Genomic DNA, 19,784 nt, shown 5'->3' with positions numbered 1-19,784 from the left:
TCTGGACCACCTCCTTACCGGTGTTGATCCGGCCCGGACGGGTCGGTCGGGTTGCTGTTGGGGATGCTGGCGGTGAGGTAGCAGCGGACGCCCTCGGCTCCGCGGTTGGTGTAGAGGCGTCCGGTCCCATCGAGCTGGAACACCACGGCAAGGACCTTCACCATGACCTCGATCTCCTCGGGGTCGCCGGACAGCCGCATCTGAACCGTCATCACGCCGCGTCCTGCCAGTGCCGGCGCATCAGGGTCTTGGGCTCGCCGGGGGTCCAGTCGGTCCGGCAGACTGCCGGTAGGGCTGACTGGGATCGGGTCATCCAGTACACCGACAGCGGCGCGAGCTTGGCCGTGATCGTTGCCCGTTCAGCTTCGGTGGTCGCGCCCCAGACGCCTTCCTCGTCGTGCAGGAGCGCGGTAGCCAGGCAGGACCGCCGGACGGGGCAGGTGTTGCAGGTCTGATCGGCAGCGGCGACCTGTTCGGCCGAGTTTTCGCTGTGGAAGCCGGGAGCGGCGGTGTCGCGGCAGGCGGCCCGGTCGCGCCAGTCTCGCCGGATCCAGCCGTTGACGAAGACCCGCATCGGCAGCGGCAGGATCGGGGTGATGGGAAGTTCCATCTGACCGGCGACCTGCGGCCGGACCTGGGCCTTGCGACTGGTGGGGATGCTGGTGAGCGTCATGCCGCTTCGCCTTCCTCGACCAGGTCGCCGGTGACGGTGTTGGGGTTGATCAACGGGACAGTGACGGCGTCGGCGTGGATCGCCGTGTGGGTTCCGAAGGTGGTGGCCATGTGGCGGATCTGGTCGTCGTCGACGTAGGACGCGCGGACCCGGACGGGTTCTTTCCTGCCTTCCTGGAGGACGTACGCCACGCCGGGCATCGACTCGGGGATCCGGTCGCATTCCGCGCCCCGGTCCCGGGCACCCTCACCGAGCGACATCTCCACCTGGGCTTCGTTGTCGAGCCGCATGGCGATCTTGGTCGGGAACAGCTCGCGCCAGGTGACGACGTCTTTGGTGACCAGCAGCGAGGTGGCGAACACCGAGTAGCCCGGGGCGCGGCCCTTGCCCAGCAGCCGACCGAGCGCCACATCGATCCGTGCGCTGATCCGCCGGCCTTCCGTGCCGGGCAGCAGGACCGTGAGCTGCATCAGCTCATCGATCACGATCAACACGAACGGGGTCTCCCGGCTCGCGGTGAACGTGCGCGCCTTGCCCCGGAGCAGCTTGGTCCGGTCGTCCAGGTAGTCCGCGTCGGCTTCGAGCAGCTCGGCCATCGCGTCGTAGTCGTCGCACTCGTACCGCTCGAACAGTTCCTTGCCCCACTCCAGTTCCATCCCGCCCTTGGGATCGATGCCGTGCACAACGACCAGCCCGGCATGGATGTACGGGGCCAGCGCCCACAGCAGCGCCCACAAGATCGATGACTTGCCCGCGCCGGTCACGCCACACACGAAGATGTGCCGGCCGACGACCTTGACCCGCCATGGCGTGCCGTCCTCGCAGTAGCCGAGGATCAGGTTGTCCAGGTCCTGCACCCGCAGCCGTGTCGGGTGCGGGAACAGCGCGACCGTCTTGCGCAGCGGGTCGGCGGTGTAGAAGTCCACCCACACCCGGCCCGGTTCGGTCTCGCGCACCGACACCCGCCGTGCCTTGGCAGCGTGGCGAAGGTCCTCGATCGCCTCGACCACCTGATCCGCCCGGACCCCGAGCGGCAGATCCAGCAACAGCGAGTCGATACACCCGGTCGAGCGGACCTTGAGAATGCGCGGCCGCAGAATCCAGCCGGTCATCTCATCAGTCACCGACAGACCGAGCCGACCCATCCAGAACCACCAGCGCGGCGCGTACCGAAACCAGCGCCGGGACCAGCCCTTCACCCGATACCCCACCACGTTCCGCAGCGAGGCCGGCGACTTCAGACCCCACGCCACCAGCACCACTGCCAGCGCGCCGGCCACGACCAGCGGCAGCATCCAGCCCTCACGCTGCCCGAACACCACCAACGCCGGAACACCCAGCAACGGACCCATCACGCCCGGATGCCGCAGCAGCGACGCCGCCATCCGCCCGCCGGGGAAGTCCCCCGTTGCCTTCTTACCGAACTTGACCTTGCTACCCATGACTACCGTCCTCCCCGCTCGTGTTTGTTGAACCGACGCTCAATCACCAGCAGTGCCGCCGACGCCTGGTCCAGCGCGGTCATCGCACCCGTAGCGCCGGCGTTCGCGTCCGGGTCAGGTACCGCCGCGAGGACCTTCGTCGTCTTCTGCAACTGCGACCGGGCGTCGTCCAGGTCGTTCATCAGCCGCCGGAGCTTGTGCATCGCGTCCAGGTCGTTCGTCACGTCCAGCGCGCGGGCCCACTGATCCAGCACCCGCCGCCTACCAGCAATCGCCATCGCCCGTCATCCCCTCTCGTGCACCGCGAAACCACGCAGCGCCTCATCGACCACGAACACCGCCAGATCCAGCCGCCCCAGCGCCGTAGCCAGCGACCGGCGGACATCCTCGTTAGGGGCCTTCGACAACGACCGTGCCGCCGCCCGAACCCGGTCCTGCCCGTCCAGCAACCGGCCAAGGAGCTTGTGCAGCTCGCCCGATGCGTCAGCGTCGTTGGCCACTCCCAGCGCGTTGGCCCAGGCGTCCAGGTCCCGCCGGGTCGCGAACAATGTCGCCATCAGGCCAAGCCTTCAGCGCGGAGCAGCCGGTTGCTCGACCATGAGTCGTCCGCGTCGTCGTCGCTGTCGCTGTAGTCCTCGTCTGTCCAGTAGTCGTCATCGGCATCGAGCGGGTTGTCCTCGACCGTCGGATCGTCGTGACGCTCCCACGCCGTACCTGCCGGAACCTCGACCATCGCAGGCCGCACCGGCTCTTCCACCAGCTTGTCCAGGCACACAGCATGGTCGTGGTCGCTCCACTCCAGCGAACCGAACAAGTCCACGTACAGGCACGGCTCCCCCGAAGGCAACAGACCCAGCGCCCCGGCCAGGTCCCGCCGAGCCCGCTCGATCAGCTCGCCGTACGCCGTCAGAACGTCCAGGTCGTGGAAGAACAGGAACGTCCCACCCCGGTAATCCCCGGCCGTCACCACAACCCACGCCCGCCCCGAGCCAGCCTCAGCGCCGTACAGCGTGTGCTCCATGCCCGTGCCCCGGTCGACGTGCGCATTCACCGTCGTCATCGGCACCACCCCGGCGGCCACGATCACGCCGCCTTCTCAGCCGCAGCCGAACCCGGCATGTTCTTCGGAGCCTTGACCCCGCTCGCCCGGAACGACCAGCCCTGACGCGCCCGGCAACGATGCCCCCGACCCTGCTCCGGCGCAGCGCACTGCCGGGTGTCCACCCACGGCGCAGCCGACAGGTTCTCCAGCTCGATCGGCGTGAACGGCAGACCCGGCAACGGCGGCGGAAGCACCGGCTGCACTGCGGCCAGCAGCTTGATCGTGATCGACCGGTCAGCCTTCTTGACGTCCGGGTCCGCGTCCATCACCTCGACCTTCCACACCAACTGGTCAGTCTCCTTGTCCCGCGCCTGCACTGGCCGATCCTTAGTCGACCGATCGAAGTCCAGCTCCGGCTCAACCGGCCCCACAGCGAACAACCCGAACGGGAAGGCCATCCCGAACGTCACGATCACTCGTCTCGGCATACCCATGAGTGGCTCCTCAGCTACTCTTAGATTCGTACCAACCTTTGGTACATCCCCAACCATAGGCACCCATTCGCGTGAGGTCAAGAGGAATGGCACCATTTGTTGGGACAACTCGGAAGGAAGCCCCATGGCGCAGTCGGACCCCCTCTACCAGCGCATCGCGAGCGAGCTACGCGAACAGATCCGCACCGGCACGATCAAGGCCGGCGACCGGCTCCCGACCGAGGTCGAACTGCGAGACCAGTACGACGTGTCCCGCAACACCGTCCGGCTCGCCCTCGCGATGCTCCAGAACGAAGGCATGATCAGCAGCGTTCAGGGCAAGGGCACGATCGTGCGCGAACAGATCATGCTCACCTACCACGCTGCGTGGGCCGAGAGTCGCGACCGGAACGCCAGCGATCAGACCGACGCCTTCTACGCCGAGATGAAGGCCCAGGGGCGCACAGGCGAGTACCGCGACTTCGAGATGCGGATCAAGTCCGCCAGCCCCCATCTCGCCGCCCGCCTCGGCGTCGAAGAAGGCGATTCGCTCGTCTCGCGTGCCATCAGCCGCTACGCCGATGGAGAGCCGTTCAGCCTCCAGGACAGCTACTACCCCATGGACATCGCGCAGGCTTGCGGCCTTCTCACACCGCACGACGTACCCGGCGGCGTGATTCGAGCAATGGCGAAGAAGGGCCACGAGGAGATCGGCTACGTCGACGAGCTCACGACCCGAATGCCGACACCTGACGAGGCGCGAAAACTTGGGGGGTTGGGCTCCGGTACTCCGGTGCTGGTCTACGTCCGGACGACGTACAGCGACGCCCGACCGCTCCGGCTCACCCTGACGATCTTTGCCGGCGACCGGAACCGCGTGGTCTACGAGATCGGTGACCTTCAGGCGTACGTGCCGGCCGAGAATGGGGCCTCGAAATGATGGTTGAGCAGGCCACGATTGGCGACCTCCCCGTCATCGTCGCCATGCGGCAGGAGGCGAGCGACTGGCTGGCCAAGAAGGGGATCAACCAATGGGCCGTTGCGTGGCCCAACCCGGAGGCCCAGGCCGAGCGCATCCTGTCGAGCATTCGGGCGGGCGAGACGTGGATGATCCGGACCGACGACGGCGATACAGCCGCGACCGTTGCTCTGGACTCGTTTTCCGATCCGCAGCTCTGGACCGAGAGTGAGCAGGCCGAACCAGCTCTTTACCTACACCGCCTGATCGTCCGCCGGAAGTTCGCCGGCCTGGGTGACGACATCGTCGAATGGGCTTGCCGACGTGCGGGGCAGCTCGGCAACCACTGGGTGCGAATCGACGTCTGGACAGACAACGTCGGCCTTCACCGGTACTACGAGCAGCGAGGCTTCAAGCACGTCCGAACGCTAGAACTGGACTACCCGTCCGGAGCCTTGTTCCAGCGCGCGGCGACGGATTGGCGTGAGCAGGCCGACGCCGACAAGCTCGCCGAACAGCCGCAGAACCTCCCGACCTCCTCGCCCAACTGACTGGCGCACCGACTAACCAGATCTCACCGCAGCCTCTCGTCCAGCTCCACCAGGACGGGAGGGCGCGGCGCGCCGTCGGGGCTCACACCTAGACTCAGCCCATGGCTGCCTACCTTCAGGTCTCGACCGCGACGCCCACCCGAGAGGACGCTGTTCGGCTGGCCGCGTCATCTGTCGAAGCTGGACTTGCCGCCGGTGCTCAGGTTGTGGGTCCGGTCATCTCCGTCTTCTGGCATGCGGGTGAGTACGGCGAGGGCGAGGAGTGGCAGGTCCTCCTCAAGACCACAGAAGCCCGCTACCCCGAGCTGGAAGCTCATTTGCTGAGCGTGCATCCCTGGGAGAGCCCAGAGCTTGGGGCCGTTCCGATCGTCGCGGGCTCGGCCCGGTACCTCGAGTGGCTCGACAAGTCCACCAGCAAGGCCTAGCTGCGGGCGCGGTCTAGGACTGCCGCGACCTCACGACCGCCGTACCGGGACAGCTGTTGAAGTACGCCACGTAGGCGGCCACCTGGTCGAACCGAGCCGACGCCGGCTGCGAGATCAAGGGCGTGCTCCGTCACCGCTGCGGCTCGCTCGGGCTCGTCGGCGTCTAGGTGAGCTTGGGCGAGCCAGGTCAAGTACAGCGCCTTGTCCCGCGAGTGGGTGTCGTCGTACCGGTTCAGGGCGTCTTCCAGCACACTGACCGCCCGAGAGCGGCGAAGCTCAGCCAAGCAACGGCCCGTCATGATGTCGATCTCAAGCGGGTCAACCCAGAACACGAAGTCCGGTTCCGGAGCACTCGACGTTTCGTTGACGGCGGCAACGGCTGCATCCAGCGCGCGTTGAGATTCCGAGGGGTGGCCGGCCACGGCGTGTGCCCACGCAAGACGTTCGTGCAGCAGCGCCCGAACGCGGGGCGTCGTACGAGTACCGGCGACGCGCGTTGACTCGGCCGCTGTCGCGCTGTCCGCCTTCTCGTAGGCGATGAAGGCGAGTGAGTTTCCTTCCAATCCCGGATCACCGGACTCTCGTCCGGCGTACAGCGCACGGCGGTAGTGCCGGCGTGAGTCCGTGAACCTCCCAGCGTCGAAGGCCGCCCACCCCGCCATCTGCGCTTGCTCAGCCAGCACACCCGTCAGGGCGCGGGCAGTATCGCCGCTGTAGCTCGCGGTCTTGATCAGCCGTTCCGTAGCAGCCATCTCGGACGTGTAGACGGTGTACGTGTCCATGCCACCGAGGTGATCGTCCAGGCGTCGCAGGCGGGCGGTGCGCGCTTGGAGCTGCCGCACGTGTGACGTGCCAATCAGGCTGCCTACGCGGGCGCGAGTCAGTGGTGCCAATGCGAGAGCAGTGGCCAGACCTGCGAACGCGCGGCGGTTCACGTCAGCATCGTCTCCTTCAACCTCCGGGCGGAGCAGGTCTTCGAGCTGTTCTTCGGAGACCTGAAGGGTGTCTGCGAGACGCGGTCGAATCCACGGCTGTGGGGCCGTCCTGCCCGCTTCCCACCGGACCACCGTAGACCGTTCGATGTCCAACTTCGTGGCGAGGTCACCCTGACTCAGGCCAACGGCCTTGCGGCGGTCAGCCAAGAGCTCGCGGCGTAGATGCGCCACCCGATGCCCCATTTCTGCCTCACTCTGCCCCGGTCGCATCCGGTTACCTGAGGTGTACGGCGAGTCAAGCCGACAGTACGAAGGTACCAGCGGGGAGGCGACGGCAGATGACAGAAGCACAGGCTCCGCGACACGGCGTGGATTGGTTCGGCCGGTGACGACCACCGCCACCGCCGGCCGAGGGATCTTGTCCTCGCCGCCGGAAGGACGAAACGAGTGCAACCTGTCCGAACCGATGGGCGCTGACGACATCATCCACACCGCTCACGACCAGCACATCTGCCGGAGGGTGACCCATCCGCCCAGCGGGAAAGGGGCCGGCGATCTCCACCGATGCTGGGCCTGCACCCGCACCTGGACAACCCCCTAGACCGGCGGGGCGTGCGTGCCGATGATGCGCCTCCACGCCCGTCCCGCCCTCCAATCCCGGAGCCAGTCCCCTTGCACGCGCAGGCGACCGGGTAGAGATCGGCTCCCGGCTGAACCCTGATCGATCGGGAGCCGATCTAGCACTCACCCCTCGTCGCTACCCCTGGCGCGAGGGGTGAGCCACGTACGGAGCACGACGACGCCCGGCCGCTCTCTGCCGATTTGACCTCTTATGGATCAAGGGCGCGCCTTCGGCGCGCCCGCCCGGGCACGGCCCCGGGGCGGCGGGCCCATGCGACCTGCCGGCCGAACCCCGCCGCCCCGGACCCGACCCGGCCAGAACCGAAACCACCCGATGCACGAGGAAGCGGCCAGAACCCTTGCATAGGCGTCTGACCGCTGGTTAGCCCCGTCCCCCTGGCCGCTCGATTGTCCGGCCATCACGACCCACGTCAAGAGCGCTTCGCGTCCCTACGGGATCGAGCAAGCTCGACACTTGACCCGCGCCGCGCTGACCTGGGTTTGCAGCTATCAGGGGGACGGGGCAGGTGTGGTGGTCATCAGCTCGGTACAGGTACCCAGCACAGACAGAAGGGGTGGCCAGCCGGATCGGCATAGACCTGGACACCGCGAGCGGCCGTGCGGTCCTCGGCAGCTCTTAGCAGTCGAGCGCCCAGCAGGATCACGCGCTCATGTGCAGCATCGTGGGCCTCGACACCCTCGAAGTACAGGTCCAGGTGAATCTGCTGCTCAGGAGTCCCATCGGGCCAATCCGGGGGGACATGGTTAGGGGCTAGCTGGACACCAAGCGCCCACCCGCCGTCGACCCAGACCGCGCGCCAAGCGTCGCCCCAGTTCTCGACCTTGCCCTCCAGGAACGCGGCCCAGAATGCACTCTCCGCATCGATGTCCGCAGCGTCGAAGACGATCATCCGATGTTTGATCTCCATGACCGGCCAGTGTGGCAGCAGACCAGGTCGCGAGCGATTATCGAGCGATTAGGAGGGGTCAGCCGGGGGCAGATGGGGTCACTTGGCGGGCAGCAATTCAGGCTCCGGGCCAGCACGTGAGCGTGCTTTCGACCGGTCTTCCAAACTGACTACGCGAGTTCGATTCTCGTCACCCGCTCCGAACGTGAGAGGCCCCGGCCACAGAGATTCTGAGGCTAGGGGCCTTTCATCTTGTCCAGCCCGGTTCGGGCGACGAGCGATCAAGCCTTGTGACCCGACCCGTGATCGTCCACACCAAGGTCTGAGCGAGGGCGCGAGGGCCGGAATACCCGCAGGCTGCTGCGGATCAGTCATCCAACGGATGCAGATCCACCGGCGTGAGGACCCAGTGGAAGGCGTACTTCGGGCTGGCCGTTGGGTCGACCCGGCTGGGTGCGAAGTATTCGCCGATGAGGCTGAGCAGACGTTCGTTGAACTCGACGACGCGCGTGTACGGTACTCGGCCCGCGTGCTCACCCAACGCCTGGACGACCACCGGCCCGAACATGCCGGCAGCGGCGTCGGCGTACGCCTGAACATAGTCGAAGACCGCTTGGCCAGGAATGATCGTGCAGTCATCGCCGACCTGTGCGGCCGGATTTTCAAGAAGCTCAGCACCTGCAGCCGTTCGGCACCAAAGACCTGAGTCCTCGGCAACCCGACCCGTGTCACTGAGCTTGACCAGGTACCAGAGGACCCGCGCGTCGGTCACGCCGAGGTCTTCGGAGAGATCATTCAACGAACGTGGCGTGTCCACCAGTTGCAGGATGGCGCGAGGAAGCGCCGACGACTCCCACGCGGCGTTGGAGCCTGGCAGGACCTCAGACGGTCGACCTTCGTTTGTCATCCTGAGAAGCTAGCCCGCCCCCAGCTTGGGGCAACCGGGCATCCTCACGTGTCACCGCGGTGGCAACTTTGAAGCTCGGGGCAGCGAGTGATTGGCGGCCGAGGCGAGTGGAGTCACTCAACGGCAACCGGTTCACGCTCACGCTAGGCGGCCTGCGGGGTGGCGACCGGTCGCTCGCCGTACGCCGGTCAGGCGGGTTCGATGGTGAGGGTGGAGGGGTGTGGGAGTTCGGCCGGGTCGGTTTCGGATCCGCTGAGCCATTCGATGCCGCCGAGGAGCTCCTGGTCGGCGGACTCGAAGGTGTAGAGGAACAGTCCGTCGTACGAGTCGGTGACGGCGGCGTTCACCCGGACCGTCATCCCGAGGCCGCCGCCGGCGGTGAAGTCGACGGACGGGCAACCGCAGCCGCACTCGCCGACGACGAGGACCTCGGCGGCCTGGCGGCGGAGGTCGGCAGCGCCGGGGAGGTCGGCTGACAGGAGCGCTGCCAGTACTTCGCGCTCACGGGGTGTCAGCGGCCTCGGGTCCATGGAGCCATCGTGGCACCCGAGGGGTTTGGGCGGTCGGGGTTCGTGCTGGGGGCGATCGGGCTTTGCCCGGGGGGCGGTCGGAGTTCGCTGGGGCGATCGGGCTTGACCCGGGGCCGCTCGGGTTCGCGCTGGGGCGATTGGACTTGGTGCGGGCGCGACCGGCTCCGCGGCAGGGCTCAGGGTGTGCAGGCTTCGGCGATCGAGAGGCTGTTCTCGTACAGGTGGTGGCGGGTGATGCGGCCGTTCTCGACCGAGAGACGGAGGGCAAAGGGACCGGCGAACGACTTGCCCGTCGCGCGGACGGTCCCTGAGACGTGCCCTGTGATGACGGCGTCGGCGCCGTCGACGAGGAAGACGTCGACGGACGCGCGGTTGTCCTCGGGCACGGTGTGCTCGGTCAGTTCGGTGAACTGAGCGGCACAGTCGGCCGCGGTGGAGCGGGGCCTGATCCACGGGACGGCGGGGTTCTCAGCGAGCAGCCAGTCGACCTTCTCGGCGAAGAGCGCAACGAGCCCCTCGGTGTCACCGGCGAGCCTCAGCTCGAGGAACTTCTGGACGGTGGCGCGGGTGGCTTCGTCGATCGATTTCGTCATGGCATGCAATCTGCCCGACCACGCGCGGCGCGTCGATTACTTCACAGGTAACGCCAAGCACGCCGATGGCTCGTGGACCGGCCAGAGGCAGCCGGTGCGTGTGACCTCGGAGAAGAGGGCCACTGCTTGGGCTGCGCACAGGCTCATGCCGGACCTTGTACGGCGTCCAGCAGTGGGAGCCAGCGGCGGTTGGGGCAGTGGGCGCGGGCTTCGACGGGGGTCAGCCAGGCGGCTGATGAGCATTCGGAGTCGGGGGCGGGAACGGTTGGGCGGCCGGGTTCTGCGAGGTGGGTGGTGAAGTAGGCGAGGTAGCCGGTCGGGTGCGGGTAACGGAAGCCGTCGGGCTTGGGGCCTTCCAGCTGGATGCGGTTCCAGCCGAGGACGGTGAGGGCGGACTCCTCGAGCGGCCAGCCGGTTTCCTCGCGGAGTTCACGGACGGCGGCTTCGGGTGGGGTTTCGCCGGGTTCGACGTGACCGCCGGGGAGGTCCCACCCGCCACGAGCCGGCAGATCGGCGTACCGGAGAAGCAGGCGCGACGAGCTGTCGAAGAGCAGGACGAACGCCGTACTGATCAGCTCGTACGCCGGCAGCTCACGCGACGCGAAGAGGTCACTGCGATGAGGCAGACCCAGGTCAGGCAGCGTCCCGGACGACAGAAGCTTGTCGGGCATCGTGGGGTCCGCCTTTGATCAGGTGGTGATAGTACCGGCGAGGCGGAGGTCCTCCGTCGACACCGGCCTAGACCTCGAGGTTGCGGGCGACGAGGTCATCCAGGCGCCAGATCACGTACCGCTCACCACGGCATCCTTCCGTTGTCAGCAGAAAGCGATTAACGTGCCGAACTTCGTGAGGGGGCCTGGAGTGAGAAAGCATCGACTGGTCGCGGCTGGGGTCGCGATGATTCTTTTGCCGCTGGGTGCAGGGCAGGTGATGGCCGCGGAGCCACCGCCACATCTCGGCGAGGGCCAGGCCGTCGGCAACCGCGCGTTGAGCGACCCGCCGTACAGGCTCCGTGCGGTGACAAGTCAGTACTACGTGACGTCGTACGCGCAGCCCAACGATCTCGCTCCGGAACCGTGGGAGATCCAGAGCACGGCCAACGGCGCGACCGCGCGGACGGTCGACAGGTCACCGGAGCAACCGGATCAGGCGCCCGTGCTGCTGGGCAAGTACGCCGTCCAGGTGGGCTCCGGCGTGGTCACCTTCCGGGATCTCGTGACCGACGCGAGCAGCCAGGTCAGCGTGCCCGCTGATGCCGTGTACGAGGGGATCTATCCGGGCGGCCTGTTGCTCCGCCGTGGATCGACGATCTCGCTCAGAGCCCTGAACAACACGGAGAAGACGGTCACCGATGCCGCCGGTGATCCCACCATTCTGGACAGCAACGACTCGTCGCTCCTGCTCGGGATGTCCGGCCGGATCGCGATCGTCGACCTCGCGACAGGTGGGGCGACCGCAGTCACTACGCTCGCCGCCAATCCAGCCTGGGCAGCGCTGACCCCGAACCGCGTGATCTGGCAGACCGGCGCCACCGAGACGACCCGCTCACTCGCCTGGAAGCAACGCACCACAGCGACCACCGGCACGATCCAGGTCCCGTACGGCGAACCGATCCTCCCGCTCGGCGACGACATCGCGGTTCGCCTGGGCAACGAACTCATCAAGGTCAGCGGGACCAGCACCGTCACCAGACCGTTCGTCACCGGCGTCCACGACGCGGCTGACCTCACCACCGGCCGGTTGCTGGTCAGTGCCCAGAGCAAGATCGCGTCGGTCGGTACCGATGGCGTCCTCCAGACCGTCAAAGCGACACCGGCCTTCAACGCGCAGGTCCAGTACGTCGGTCTGTCGGGCGCCCGTCTGGTCACCTCGGACCAGCAGCCCGCCCACACCCTGTACGAGACGAGCACCAACGGCACGTCCTGGACGGCGACCGGCGGCAGCAACACCGGCAAGCCCTTCCAGCTCGAAGGAACGACCCTGCTGTCCTTCGATGCCACGACGGCCCGGGTCGGCGACCTGACCTTCCCCGCCGACGACGACGTCGTACTCGGCAAGGGCGGCAAGCTCGTCGCGCACAACGGCGAGATCTACGACGTCGCCACCAAGGCCAAGCGCCTCGATCTCGCGGCGCCGTTCGCCCTCGCGGGCAGCACGGCCTGGAAGGTCACCGAGCCGGGCGTCCTGCAAGGCCAGGACCTCGCCGCCGGCGCGTCCAAGACCATCACCGTCGCCAGCGGCTGCACGATCGGCCCGAACGCCGTCAACGGCCGCTGGGCCTTGCTCACCGGCTGTGCCGGCGGCAACCAGGTCATCGACGTCACCGGTCCGGAGCCGCCGCGCAACCTCACGGTCCCGGCGGACGCCCAGCTCGGCAACGGCTTCGTCGCCCAGCTCGCCACCGGCGAGGACATGAACGGTGTCGCCACCAAGGAACTCCTCGTCACCGACCTGAACGACGCCGCCCTCGGCCAGCGCCGCTACGGCCCGGTCCTCGGACGGTTGCAGCAGGCAACGTTCCGCGCCGACGGCAGCGGGCTGCCCAAGATCGCGTACGCCGACCCGGCCGCCCGGCCGCGGGTGATCACGCTGAGCTGGCTCGAGCCCGACCCGCAGCAGCGCACCGACCAGACTCCCCCGGTCCTGACGACGGCCAGCGCCGGCGACCGGATCCGCGACTTCACCACGTCGACCTTCCGCTGGGCGTTCACCGACCCCGCCGACGACCCGCACGAACCGGCGACCGGCGTCGAGAGCTACGACGTCCGGATCCAGCAGCGCCCGAACCCGACCTCGCCGTACGGCGCCTGGCGGGAGATCGCCGGCTGGCAAGGCATCAAGCTCACCGCGGTCAGCCTGACCGCGAACCCGGGTATCGACACCTGCTGGCAGGTCCGCTCCCGGGACAAGGCCCTCAACCTGAGCGCCTGGAGCGCGTCGTACTGCAGCGAGACCGACGGCACCGCCCCGACACACGTGAGCAGCCGGCCCGGCGATCGGGTGATCCTCACGCCGGCGCAGACGTACAGGTATTCCTTCACCGACAACCTCGATCCCGTCGCGTACGACGTCGCCTACCGCGGTGCCGCACCCGGTCAGCCGCTAGGCGCCTGGGTCTACCCGGCGGCCTGGACGACCCTGCAGAGCACCTCGGTCGCCTGGGGTGCGAACGCCGGCTCCGATCGCTGCTTCCAGGTCCGGGCCCGGGACGTCATCGGGAACAAGTCGGGCTGGTCGCCGCAGACCTGCTCGGTGTATCCACAGGACGACCGGGCGCTGACCTCGGCCGGCTCGGTCACCCGTGGCAGCAGCGCGCTGGCGTTCCTCGGCACCACGTCGACTCTGAACGCCAAGGGCGCGGCGTTGACCAAGACCGGCGAATCGAGTGTCCGAATCGCCCTGGTCACGCTCAACGGACCCGGCCAGGGCTCGGTCGACGTCTTCCACGCGGGGGTCAAGGTCGCCTCGGTCTCGCTCGCCGCGACCACCCAGGGCCGGAAGGTGACCTACCTGCCGGTGACGGCGTACCGGACCGGCGAAGTACGGGTCGTCTCGACCTCGACCGCCCCGGCGGCCGTCGACGGGATCGCATTTCTCCGGTCCAATCCATAACGAACCGTAATGGCTGTGAGCCCCGTCACCGCGCGGCGGCGGGGCCCGGTCATTGCAGGTAGCAGCAGTTCCATCACCAGGGAATGGAATTCTGAGGACAAGCGCTGACCCCTGAGAGATACTGAAAATCGCGCCGTTTTCCGGTCGCAGACCCCACTCACTGCCAAGCATGTTGGGAAGTGCGCCCCTCCAGATGCCCTCAGAGCACCCTGCCCAAGCGCCGTCGATCGCAGCCCCTACCACCCGAGCCCCCGCCCGCAGCCGAAACCTGTGGCGGTTACGGCCCTACCTCCGACCCCACCGGCACCGCCTGGCGATCATGTTCTCCACGGCCGTTCTCGGTGTCGGCGTCAGCCTCAGCGTTCCCCTCGTCACCCGGGCCATCATCGACGGCCCGGTCACCCGCCGCGAGCTCGACCTGCTGTTCCCGCTCGCCTTCCTCGCCCTTGGGCTCAGCATCAGCGAGGTCCTGCTGGTCTGGGCACGCCGCTGGGCCCAGTCCCGGGCCGTCAGCGACCTCGAGGCGACCCTGCGGCACGACCTGTACGTCCGGTTGCAGACGCTGCCGATGGAGTTCCACAACCGCTGGCAGAGCGGCCAGCTGCTGTCCCGGGTGACCGTCGACCTGTCGACGATCCGCCGGTTCATGGGCTTCGGCCTGCTGTTCCTGGTGATCAACATCCTGCAGCTGATCGTCGTCACCATCCTGCTGCTGCGGCTGTACTGGCCGCTCGGCGTCGTGGTCGTCGTCGCCGCCGTACCGATCATCGTGGTGTCGCTGAAGTTCGAGAAGAAGTACCTGGCGATCTCCCGCCGGGTGCAGGACCAGCAGGGCGACCTGGCCACCAGCATCGAGGAGTCCGCGCTCGGCTTCCGGGTGATCAAGGCCTTCGGCCGGCGCGAGCACGTCAAGGCGCAGTTCGACAACGGCGCGGTCAAGCTCTACGGCACCTCGGTGGAGAAGGTTCGCCTAGCCTCGCGGTTCTGGACGTTCCTGGAGGTGATCCCGAACCTGACCCTCGTGATCGTGCTGCTGCTCGGCGCGCTCGCGGTCGGCCGGGACGCGATCACGCTGGGCACGCTGGTCGCGTTCATCACGCTGATGCTGTCGCTGATCTGGCCGGTCGAGTCACTCGGGACCATCCTGGCGATGGCCCAGGAGGCGATGACGTCGGCGGACCGGATCAGCGAGATCCTCGACACCAGGTCGACGATCGAGTCCGGGCCGGAGCAGCTCGAGAACCCGCAGGGCCACCTGCGGTTCGAGAACGTCAGCTTCCGGTTCTCGCCGGACTCCGACGACGTCCTGCACGACATCAACCTCGACCTCACCCCCGGGACGACGCTGGCCCTGGTCGGCGCCACCGGGTCGGGCAAGACCACGCTCACCTCGCTGGTCCCCCGGCTGTACGACGTGACCGGCGGCCGGATCACCATCGACGGCCACGACGTCAGGGATCTCGACCTGAAGTCCCTGCGCAGCGCGGTCGCGTCGGCGTTCGACGACCCGACGCTGTTCTCGATGTCGGTCCGGGAGAACATCACGCTGGGTCGCCCGGACGCCACGGACGCGGACGTCCAGCAGGCCCTGGAGATCGCCCAGGCGACCTTCGCCAACGACCTGCCCTGGGGACTCGACACCCGGGTCGGGGAGCAGGGCATGTCGCTGTCCGGTGGCCAGCGGCAACGACTGGCACTGGCCCGCGCGGTGCTCGCCAAGCCCGCCGTACTGGTGCTCGACGACACGCTGTCCGCGCTGGACGTGCACACCGAGGCCCTGGTCGAGGAGGCGCTGCGCAACGTGCTCTCCGCGACCACCGGGATCGTGGTGGCGCACCGGGCGTCGACGGTGATGCTCGCCGACCAGGTCGCGCTGCTGGAGGACGGCACGATCACCCACGTCGGCACCCACCACGAACTGTTGGCGACAGTTCCGGCCTACCGGCAGCTGCTCGCGGCGGAGGAAGAGGAGGTGCACGCATGAGTACGACAACGCAGACACCTCAGCCTCAGCCCGATCCCGAGGAGGACCGGAGCCCGGAGCAGATCATCGACCGGGAGGCGTCCTGGCGCGGGTACGCCGAGCAGGGGGACGACGAGCTGTCCCGGGCCACGACCGTGCGGCTCAAGGAGCAGTCCCGCAAGCTGCTCGGCGAGCTGCTCCGGCCGTACAAGAAGCTGATCTGGATCCTGGTCGCGATCGTCGTGGTGGAGAACGCCGCGCGGCTCGCCGTGCCGTACCTGGTCCACCTCGGCATCGACAAGGGCATCCCGCCGATCCTGGCGGGCGAGGGCAACCAGACCCTGCTCACGGTCGTCTTCGCCGTACTGGCGTCGGCGCTGATCCAGGCGTTCGCCCGGCAGGTGTTCCTGATGCGGTCCGGCCGGCTCGGCCAGACCATCCTGCTCGGGCTGCGCCGGCGGGTGTTCGACCACTTCCAGCGGCTCAGCCCGTCGTTCCACGACCGGTACACCTCGGGCCGGGTGATCTCGCGGCTGACCTCCGACGTGGACGTCATCGACGAGATGCTCGAGACCGGGTTCGACGGTCTGGTGACGGCACTGCTGACCCTGGTCGGTACGGCGATCCTGCTGCTCACGCTGGACGTCAAGCTCGGCCTGCTCGCGCTGCTGTCGTTCCCGGTGCTGTTCTTCCTGACCGCCTGGTTCCGGCGCCGGTCGCAGCTGGTCTACCGGCGCAGCCGGGAAGCGGTCGCGCTGGTCATCGTGCACTTCGTCGAGTCGATGACCGGGATCCGCGCGGTCCAGGCGTTCCGCCGCGAACCGCGCAACGAGGAGATCTTCCACGGGGTGAACGACCGCTACCGGGAGGCGAACCTGGAGTCGTTCCGGATCAACGCGATCTTCATGCCGTCGATCAAGGGCGTCGGCAACATCACCATCGTCGCGATCCTCGCGTACGGCGGCTGGCAGGCCTACCACGGGCACGTCACCGTCGGTGTCCTGACCGCGTTCCTGCTCTACCTGCGGCAGTTCTTCGAGCCGCTGCAGGACATCTCGCAGTTCTACAACACGTTCCTGTCCGCGAGCGCGGCGCTGGAGAAGCTGTCCGGCGTACTCAACGAGACTCCCGACGTGCCCGAGCCGAAGGAGCCGGTCAAGCCGGGCCGGAAGGCGCGGGGACACCTGGAGCTGCGGGACGTGAAGTTCTCGTACGTCGACGGCGTGGCGGTGCTGCCCGGACTCGACCTCGACGTCCCGGCCGGGCAGACCCTTGCCCTGGTCGGTACGACGGGAGCGGGCAAGACGACGATCGCCAAGCTGGTCGCCCGGTTCTACGACCCGACCGGTGGTCAGGTGCTGCTGGACGGGACCGACCTGCGCCGGCTCACCGAGGACGACCTGCGCGAGCGGGTGGTGATGGTGACGCAGGAGAACTTCCTGTTCACCGGCACGGTCGCCGACAACATCCGGTTCGGCAAGCCGGACGCGACGATGGACGAGATCGTCGAGGCCGCCAAGGTGATCGGCGCGCACGACTTCATCGCGCGGCTGCCGAACGGGTACGAGACCGCGGTGGAGAAGCGGGGTTCCCGGTTGTCGGCGGGTCAGCGTCAGCTGGTCGCCTTCGCCCGGGCCTTCCTCGCCGACCCGGCGGTGCTGATCCTGGACGAGGCGACCTCCAGCCTCGACATCCCCAGCGAGCGGCTGATCCAGCGCGCGCTGCGCACGATCCTCGCCGACCGGACCGCGATCGTGATCGCCCACCGGCTGTCCACGGTGGAAACCGCGGACCGGGTGCTCGTGCTCGAGCACGGCCGCATCATCGAGGACGGCACGCCGGACTCGCTGATCACCCACGGCGGGCACTACGCAGGGCTGCACCAAGCCTGGGAGGACTCCCTGGCCTGATCCAAAGCGTGGCCCCACGGGTGCCGCGCGAGGTTGTTGCGCAGGGCCCCTTCCGTTCGCGGGAGGGGCCCTGTTCGTCCGGCGAGTCCTCAGGGCACGAGGAGGAGCTTGCCGGTCGTACGGCGTCCCTCCAGGTCGGCCTGTGCCTGGGCAACGTCTCCGAGTGGGTAGACCGCACCGAGCTGCGGTGTCACCTGCCCGTGGCCGATCCAGGCGAACAGATCAGCCGCCCGCCTCTGCAGCTCGTCACCGGCCACGTAGTCGCGCAGGGTCGGCCGGATCACTGTCAGGGAACCGTGCCGCAATCTCATCAGATCGAAGGCCGGCACCGGTCCGCTCGATTGCCCGTACAGCACCAGCGTCCCGCGCCGCTCGAGAGCCGCCAGCGAGTCCTCGAACGTGCTGGCGCCGACGCTGTCGTAGATCACCGACGCCGCCGTGCCCTTGAGCTCCTCGTAGGAGATGACGCGGTCGGCGCCGGCTGTGCGGGAGAGTTCTGCTTTCTCCGGGGTCGATACGGCGGTGATCACGCAGGCGCCCTGCAGCTTGGCGATCTGGGTCAGGAGGAGGCCCACTCCGCCAGCGCCGGCGAGGATCACCACGGTGTCGCCGGGACCGACCTGGTACGCGTCGGTGGCAAGGTAGTGCGCGGTGAGCCCTTGAGTCGGGAGGGCGGCGGCGAGGTGGTCCGAGATGCCGTCCGGTACGGCGATCAGCCGGTCGGCGGGGATCGCGAGTTCCTCGGCGTACGAGCCGGTGATGCCTTGCCAGCAGACGCGTTCGCCTGGCAACCGATCGACGCCCTGGCCGACCTCGATGATCGTGCCGCTGCCTTCGTCGCCGGGGACGTACGGGAGGGAGCGCGGGTAGGCGCCGGTGCGCTCCTGGATGTCGAGGTAGTTGACGCCGATCGCCTTGACCGCGACTCGGACCTGACCTTCCCGCAGTGTCGGCGCAGGCTTGTCGACCACCTGCAGAACCTCGGGGCCGCCGTACTGGCTGACCTCGACGGCTCTCATGCGGTGTGCCAGGCCTCGACCGCCCGCTGCACGCGGTACGCCGTCGCGAAGTCGGCCAGGTTGGCCGGGTGATTCCCGCGGACCGCTTCGGCGAAGAGCGACAAGCGCGTCTCCTCGCCTCCTTGCTCGCCAGGCAGCTCTACCGACTCCCAGTCCTTGCCCTCAGCAACAAACAGGTGTTGCCAGTCGCGCAGCAGGTAGGACCGCTGCGAACCGCGAACGATCCACTCGTACGTCGTCGGCCCGGCCACCACGCCGCTCACCTGCACCGGCACGTCAGCCGCCCGGTACAACCCGAACGCCGCGACCTCGCTCCCCGGACCGCGATGCTCGAGGTGAAGGTCCACCGGCACCAACGGCCCGATCAGCCGATCGGTCAGGTACGCGAAGTGCGAGAACACCTCCCGGACGAACCCACCCTGAGGCCGCTCCCCCAACCACCCAGCCGACGCCTGAAACGCCCGAGGCCAGACCGGAAACGCCAACCGGATCTCTACAGCCCGAACCTCCCCGACCCCGAGACCGACGGCCGGGGCCTCGCCCTCACCGGTCCCGACACCAATCGCCCGGGCCTCGCCCTCCCCGACCCCGAGACCAACCGCTCGGGCCTCGCCCTCCCCGACCCCGAGACCAACCGCTCGGGCCTCGCCCTCCCCGACCCCGAGACCAACCGCCCGGGCCTCGCCCTCCCCGACCCCGAGACCAACCGCCGGAGCCTCGCCCTCACCGGTCCCGGCGCCCGCGGCGAGGCGACCGGGAAGCGATCGCTCGAGACCGGAGCGCAGCACCTCCTCCAGGTACAGCGTGGCGCGGCGGTCGGACAGGGCGAAGTTGACCGCGGCTGCGCGGCCTGAGGTTGTGGCTGCGGCGAGCATGCGCCGGCCGTCGGCCAGGCTGATGGACAGGGGCTTCTCGCAGAAGACCGCGTGGCCGGCGGTGAAGGCGGCTTCGGTCAGGTCCGCGTGGGTGGCGGGTGGGGTGGCGATGTAGACGGCGTCGACGTCTGCTGCGATCACCTCGGTGGGGGTGGTGGTGAAACGGATCGACGGGTGGTGCTCGGCGTACTGGCTGACGGTGGATGGGTTGAGGTCGGCGGCGGCGACCACGTCGTACTCGGGGTGGGTGGAGGCGATCTGCAGGACTCGGGCGCCCATCGCGCCGAGGCCGATGATGCCGAGGCGTACTGGTGGAGTGGTCACGGGATCGAGTCTGCCGGGCGTTC

At 68.1% G+C, this 19,784-nt stretch carries 21 protein-coding genes; 6 read left to right on the top strand and 15 right to left on the bottom strand.

Translation table 11 applies throughout. The features are described 5' to 3' along the window. Positions 1-14: 14 nt before the first annotated feature. From HDA39_RS01400 to HDA39_RS01370, 7 genes are read right to left on the bottom strand one after another with little or no spacing between them, the layout of a single operon-like run. Positions 15-212, bottom strand: coding sequence for a hypothetical protein (locus HDA39_RS01400; protein WP_184793424.1), 198 nt, complete (start codon positions 210-212; stop codon positions 15-17). Continuing rightward, entirely contained in the window at positions 212-673 is a 462-nt protein-coding gene (locus HDA39_RS01395; protein ID WP_184793423.1) for a WhiB family transcriptional regulator, read from the bottom strand. Before HDA39_RS01395 ends, HDA39_RS01400 begins: the two co-directional genes overlap by 1 nt. Beyond that, positions 670-2,115, bottom strand: a complete 1,446-nt coding sequence (locus HDA39_RS01390; RefSeq protein ID WP_184793422.1) for an FtsK/SpoIIIE domain-containing protein — start codon at positions 2,113-2,115, stop codon at positions 670-672. Before HDA39_RS01390 ends, HDA39_RS01395 begins: the two co-directional genes overlap by 4 nt. A 2-nt stretch (positions 2,116-2,117) precedes the next feature. Then, positions 2,118-2,393, bottom strand: coding sequence for a hypothetical protein (locus HDA39_RS01385; protein ID WP_184793421.1), 276 nt, complete (start codon positions 2,391-2,393; stop codon positions 2,118-2,120). Positions 2,394-2,399: 6 nt separating this feature from the next. After that, a complete protein-coding gene (locus tag HDA39_RS01380; protein WP_184793420.1) occupies positions 2,400-2,672 on the bottom strand; it encodes a hypothetical protein in 273 nt (90 codons plus the stop codon). Continuing rightward, positions 2,672-3,175: a hypothetical protein gene (locus HDA39_RS01375; RefSeq protein ID WP_184793419.1), complete on the bottom strand. Its 504-nt coding sequence runs from the start codon at positions 3,173-3,175 to the stop codon at positions 2,672-2,674. Before HDA39_RS01375 ends, HDA39_RS01380 begins: the two co-directional genes overlap by 1 nt. A gap of 23 nt (positions 3,176-3,198) precedes the next feature. Continuing rightward, positions 3,199-3,645, bottom strand: a complete 447-nt coding sequence (locus HDA39_RS01370; protein ID WP_184793418.1) for a plasmid replication, integration and excision activator — start codon at positions 3,643-3,645, stop codon at positions 3,199-3,201. A gap of 130 nt (positions 3,646-3,775) precedes the next feature. Between HDA39_RS01370 and HDA39_RS01365 the strand changes: the two genes are divergently transcribed. The 3 genes from HDA39_RS01365 (at position 3,776) to cutA (ending at position 5,564) form a co-directional block, all read left to right on the top strand. Then, on the top strand, positions 3,776-4,570 hold the full coding sequence (locus tag HDA39_RS01365; protein ID WP_184793417.1) for a GntR family transcriptional regulator: 795 nt from the start codon (positions 3,776-3,778) through the stop codon (positions 4,568-4,570). Continuing rightward, complete coding sequence (locus tag HDA39_RS01360) at positions 4,567-5,139, top strand: GNAT family N-acetyltransferase (RefSeq protein WP_238355952.1); 573 nt, start codon at positions 4,567-4,569, stop codon at positions 5,137-5,139. Before HDA39_RS01365 ends, HDA39_RS01360 begins: the two co-directional genes overlap by 4 nt. A gap of 101 nt (positions 5,140-5,240) precedes the next feature. Continuing rightward, on the top strand, positions 5,241-5,564 hold the full coding sequence (cutA, locus tag HDA39_RS01355; protein ID WP_184793416.1) for a divalent-cation tolerance protein CutA: 324 nt from the start codon (positions 5,241-5,243) through the stop codon (positions 5,562-5,564). On the opposite strand, the gene HDA39_RS01350 is transcribed toward cutA, so the two are convergent. The 6 genes from HDA39_RS01350 to HDA39_RS01325 form a co-directional block, all read right to left on the bottom strand. Continuing rightward, positions 5,561-6,742 carry a helix-turn-helix transcriptional regulator gene (locus HDA39_RS01350; protein ID WP_184793415.1) on the bottom strand — a complete coding sequence of 394 codons (1,182 nt, stop codon included), beginning with the start codon at positions 6,740-6,742 and terminating at the stop codon, positions 5,561-5,563. The two genes, cutA and HDA39_RS01350, sit on opposite strands and share 4 nt — an antisense overlap. Positions 6,743-7,659: 917 nt before the next feature. Next, positions 7,660-8,049: a VOC family protein gene (locus HDA39_RS01345; RefSeq protein WP_184793414.1), complete on the bottom strand. Its 390-nt coding sequence runs from the start codon at positions 8,047-8,049 to the stop codon at positions 7,660-7,662. A 346-nt stretch (positions 8,050-8,395) separates the two neighbouring features. Beyond that, complete coding sequence (locus tag HDA39_RS01340) at positions 8,396-8,935, bottom strand: hypothetical protein (protein WP_184793413.1); 540 nt, start codon at positions 8,933-8,935, stop codon at positions 8,396-8,398. Positions 8,936-9,123: 188 nt separating this feature from the next. Further along, positions 9,124-9,465, bottom strand: a complete 342-nt coding sequence (locus tag HDA39_RS01335; protein ID WP_184793412.1) for a hypothetical protein — start codon at positions 9,463-9,465, stop codon at positions 9,124-9,126. A gap of 176 nt (positions 9,466-9,641) precedes the next feature. Beyond that, complete coding sequence (locus tag HDA39_RS01330; RefSeq protein ID WP_184793411.1) at positions 9,642-10,058, bottom strand: nuclear transport factor 2 family protein; 417 nt, start codon at positions 10,056-10,058, stop codon at positions 9,642-9,644. A gap of 143 nt (positions 10,059-10,201) precedes the next feature. Beyond that, a complete protein-coding gene (locus HDA39_RS01325; protein ID WP_184793410.1) occupies positions 10,202-10,729 on the bottom strand; it encodes an NUDIX hydrolase in 528 nt (175 codons plus the stop codon). Between the two features lie 346 nt (positions 10,730-11,075). Here HDA39_RS01325 and HDA39_RS01320 point away from each other — a divergent pair, with 346 nt between their 5' ends. The 3 genes from HDA39_RS01320 (at position 11,076) to HDA39_RS01310 (ending at position 17,543) form a co-directional block, all read left to right on the top strand. Beyond that, positions 11,076-13,670: a hypothetical protein gene (locus HDA39_RS01320; RefSeq protein ID WP_184793409.1), complete on the top strand. Its 2,595-nt coding sequence runs from the start codon at positions 11,076-11,078 to the stop codon at positions 13,668-13,670. 319 nt (positions 13,671-13,989) lie between these two features. Beyond that, on the top strand, positions 13,990-15,654 hold the full coding sequence (locus HDA39_RS01315; protein ID WP_184793408.1) for an ABC transporter ATP-binding protein: 1,665 nt from the start codon (positions 13,990-13,992) through the stop codon (positions 15,652-15,654). Continuing rightward, the gene (locus HDA39_RS01310; RefSeq protein WP_184793407.1) at positions 15,651-17,543 is read left to right on the top strand and encodes an ABC transporter ATP-binding protein; all 1,893 of its coding nucleotides are present in this window, start codon (positions 15,651-15,653) and stop codon (positions 17,541-17,543) included. The genes HDA39_RS01315 and HDA39_RS01310 overlap by 4 nt, the downstream gene beginning before the upstream one ends. A gap of 89 nt (positions 17,544-17,632) precedes the next feature. Here the strand turns inward: HDA39_RS01310 and HDA39_RS01305 are convergent, their stop codons facing one another. Continuing rightward, positions 17,633-18,562, bottom strand: coding sequence for a quinone oxidoreductase family protein (locus tag HDA39_RS01305; protein ID WP_184793406.1), 930 nt, complete (start codon positions 18,560-18,562; stop codon positions 17,633-17,635). Continuing rightward, complete coding sequence (locus HDA39_RS42050) at positions 18,559-19,761, bottom strand: Gfo/Idh/MocA family protein (RefSeq protein WP_337925589.1); 1,203 nt, start codon at positions 19,759-19,761, stop codon at positions 18,559-18,561. Before HDA39_RS42050 ends, HDA39_RS01305 begins: the two co-directional genes overlap by 4 nt. Between the last annotated feature and the right edge of the window lie 23 nt (positions 19,762-19,784).

This window comes from Kribbella italica, assembly GCF_014205135.1.
Taxonomy (GTDB): domain Bacteria; phylum Actinomycetota; class Actinomycetes; order Propionibacteriales; family Kribbellaceae; genus Kribbella; species Kribbella italica.
The sequence above is the reverse complement of the archived record's forward strand: the minus strand, read 5'-3'. Positions and strand labels throughout refer to the sequence as shown.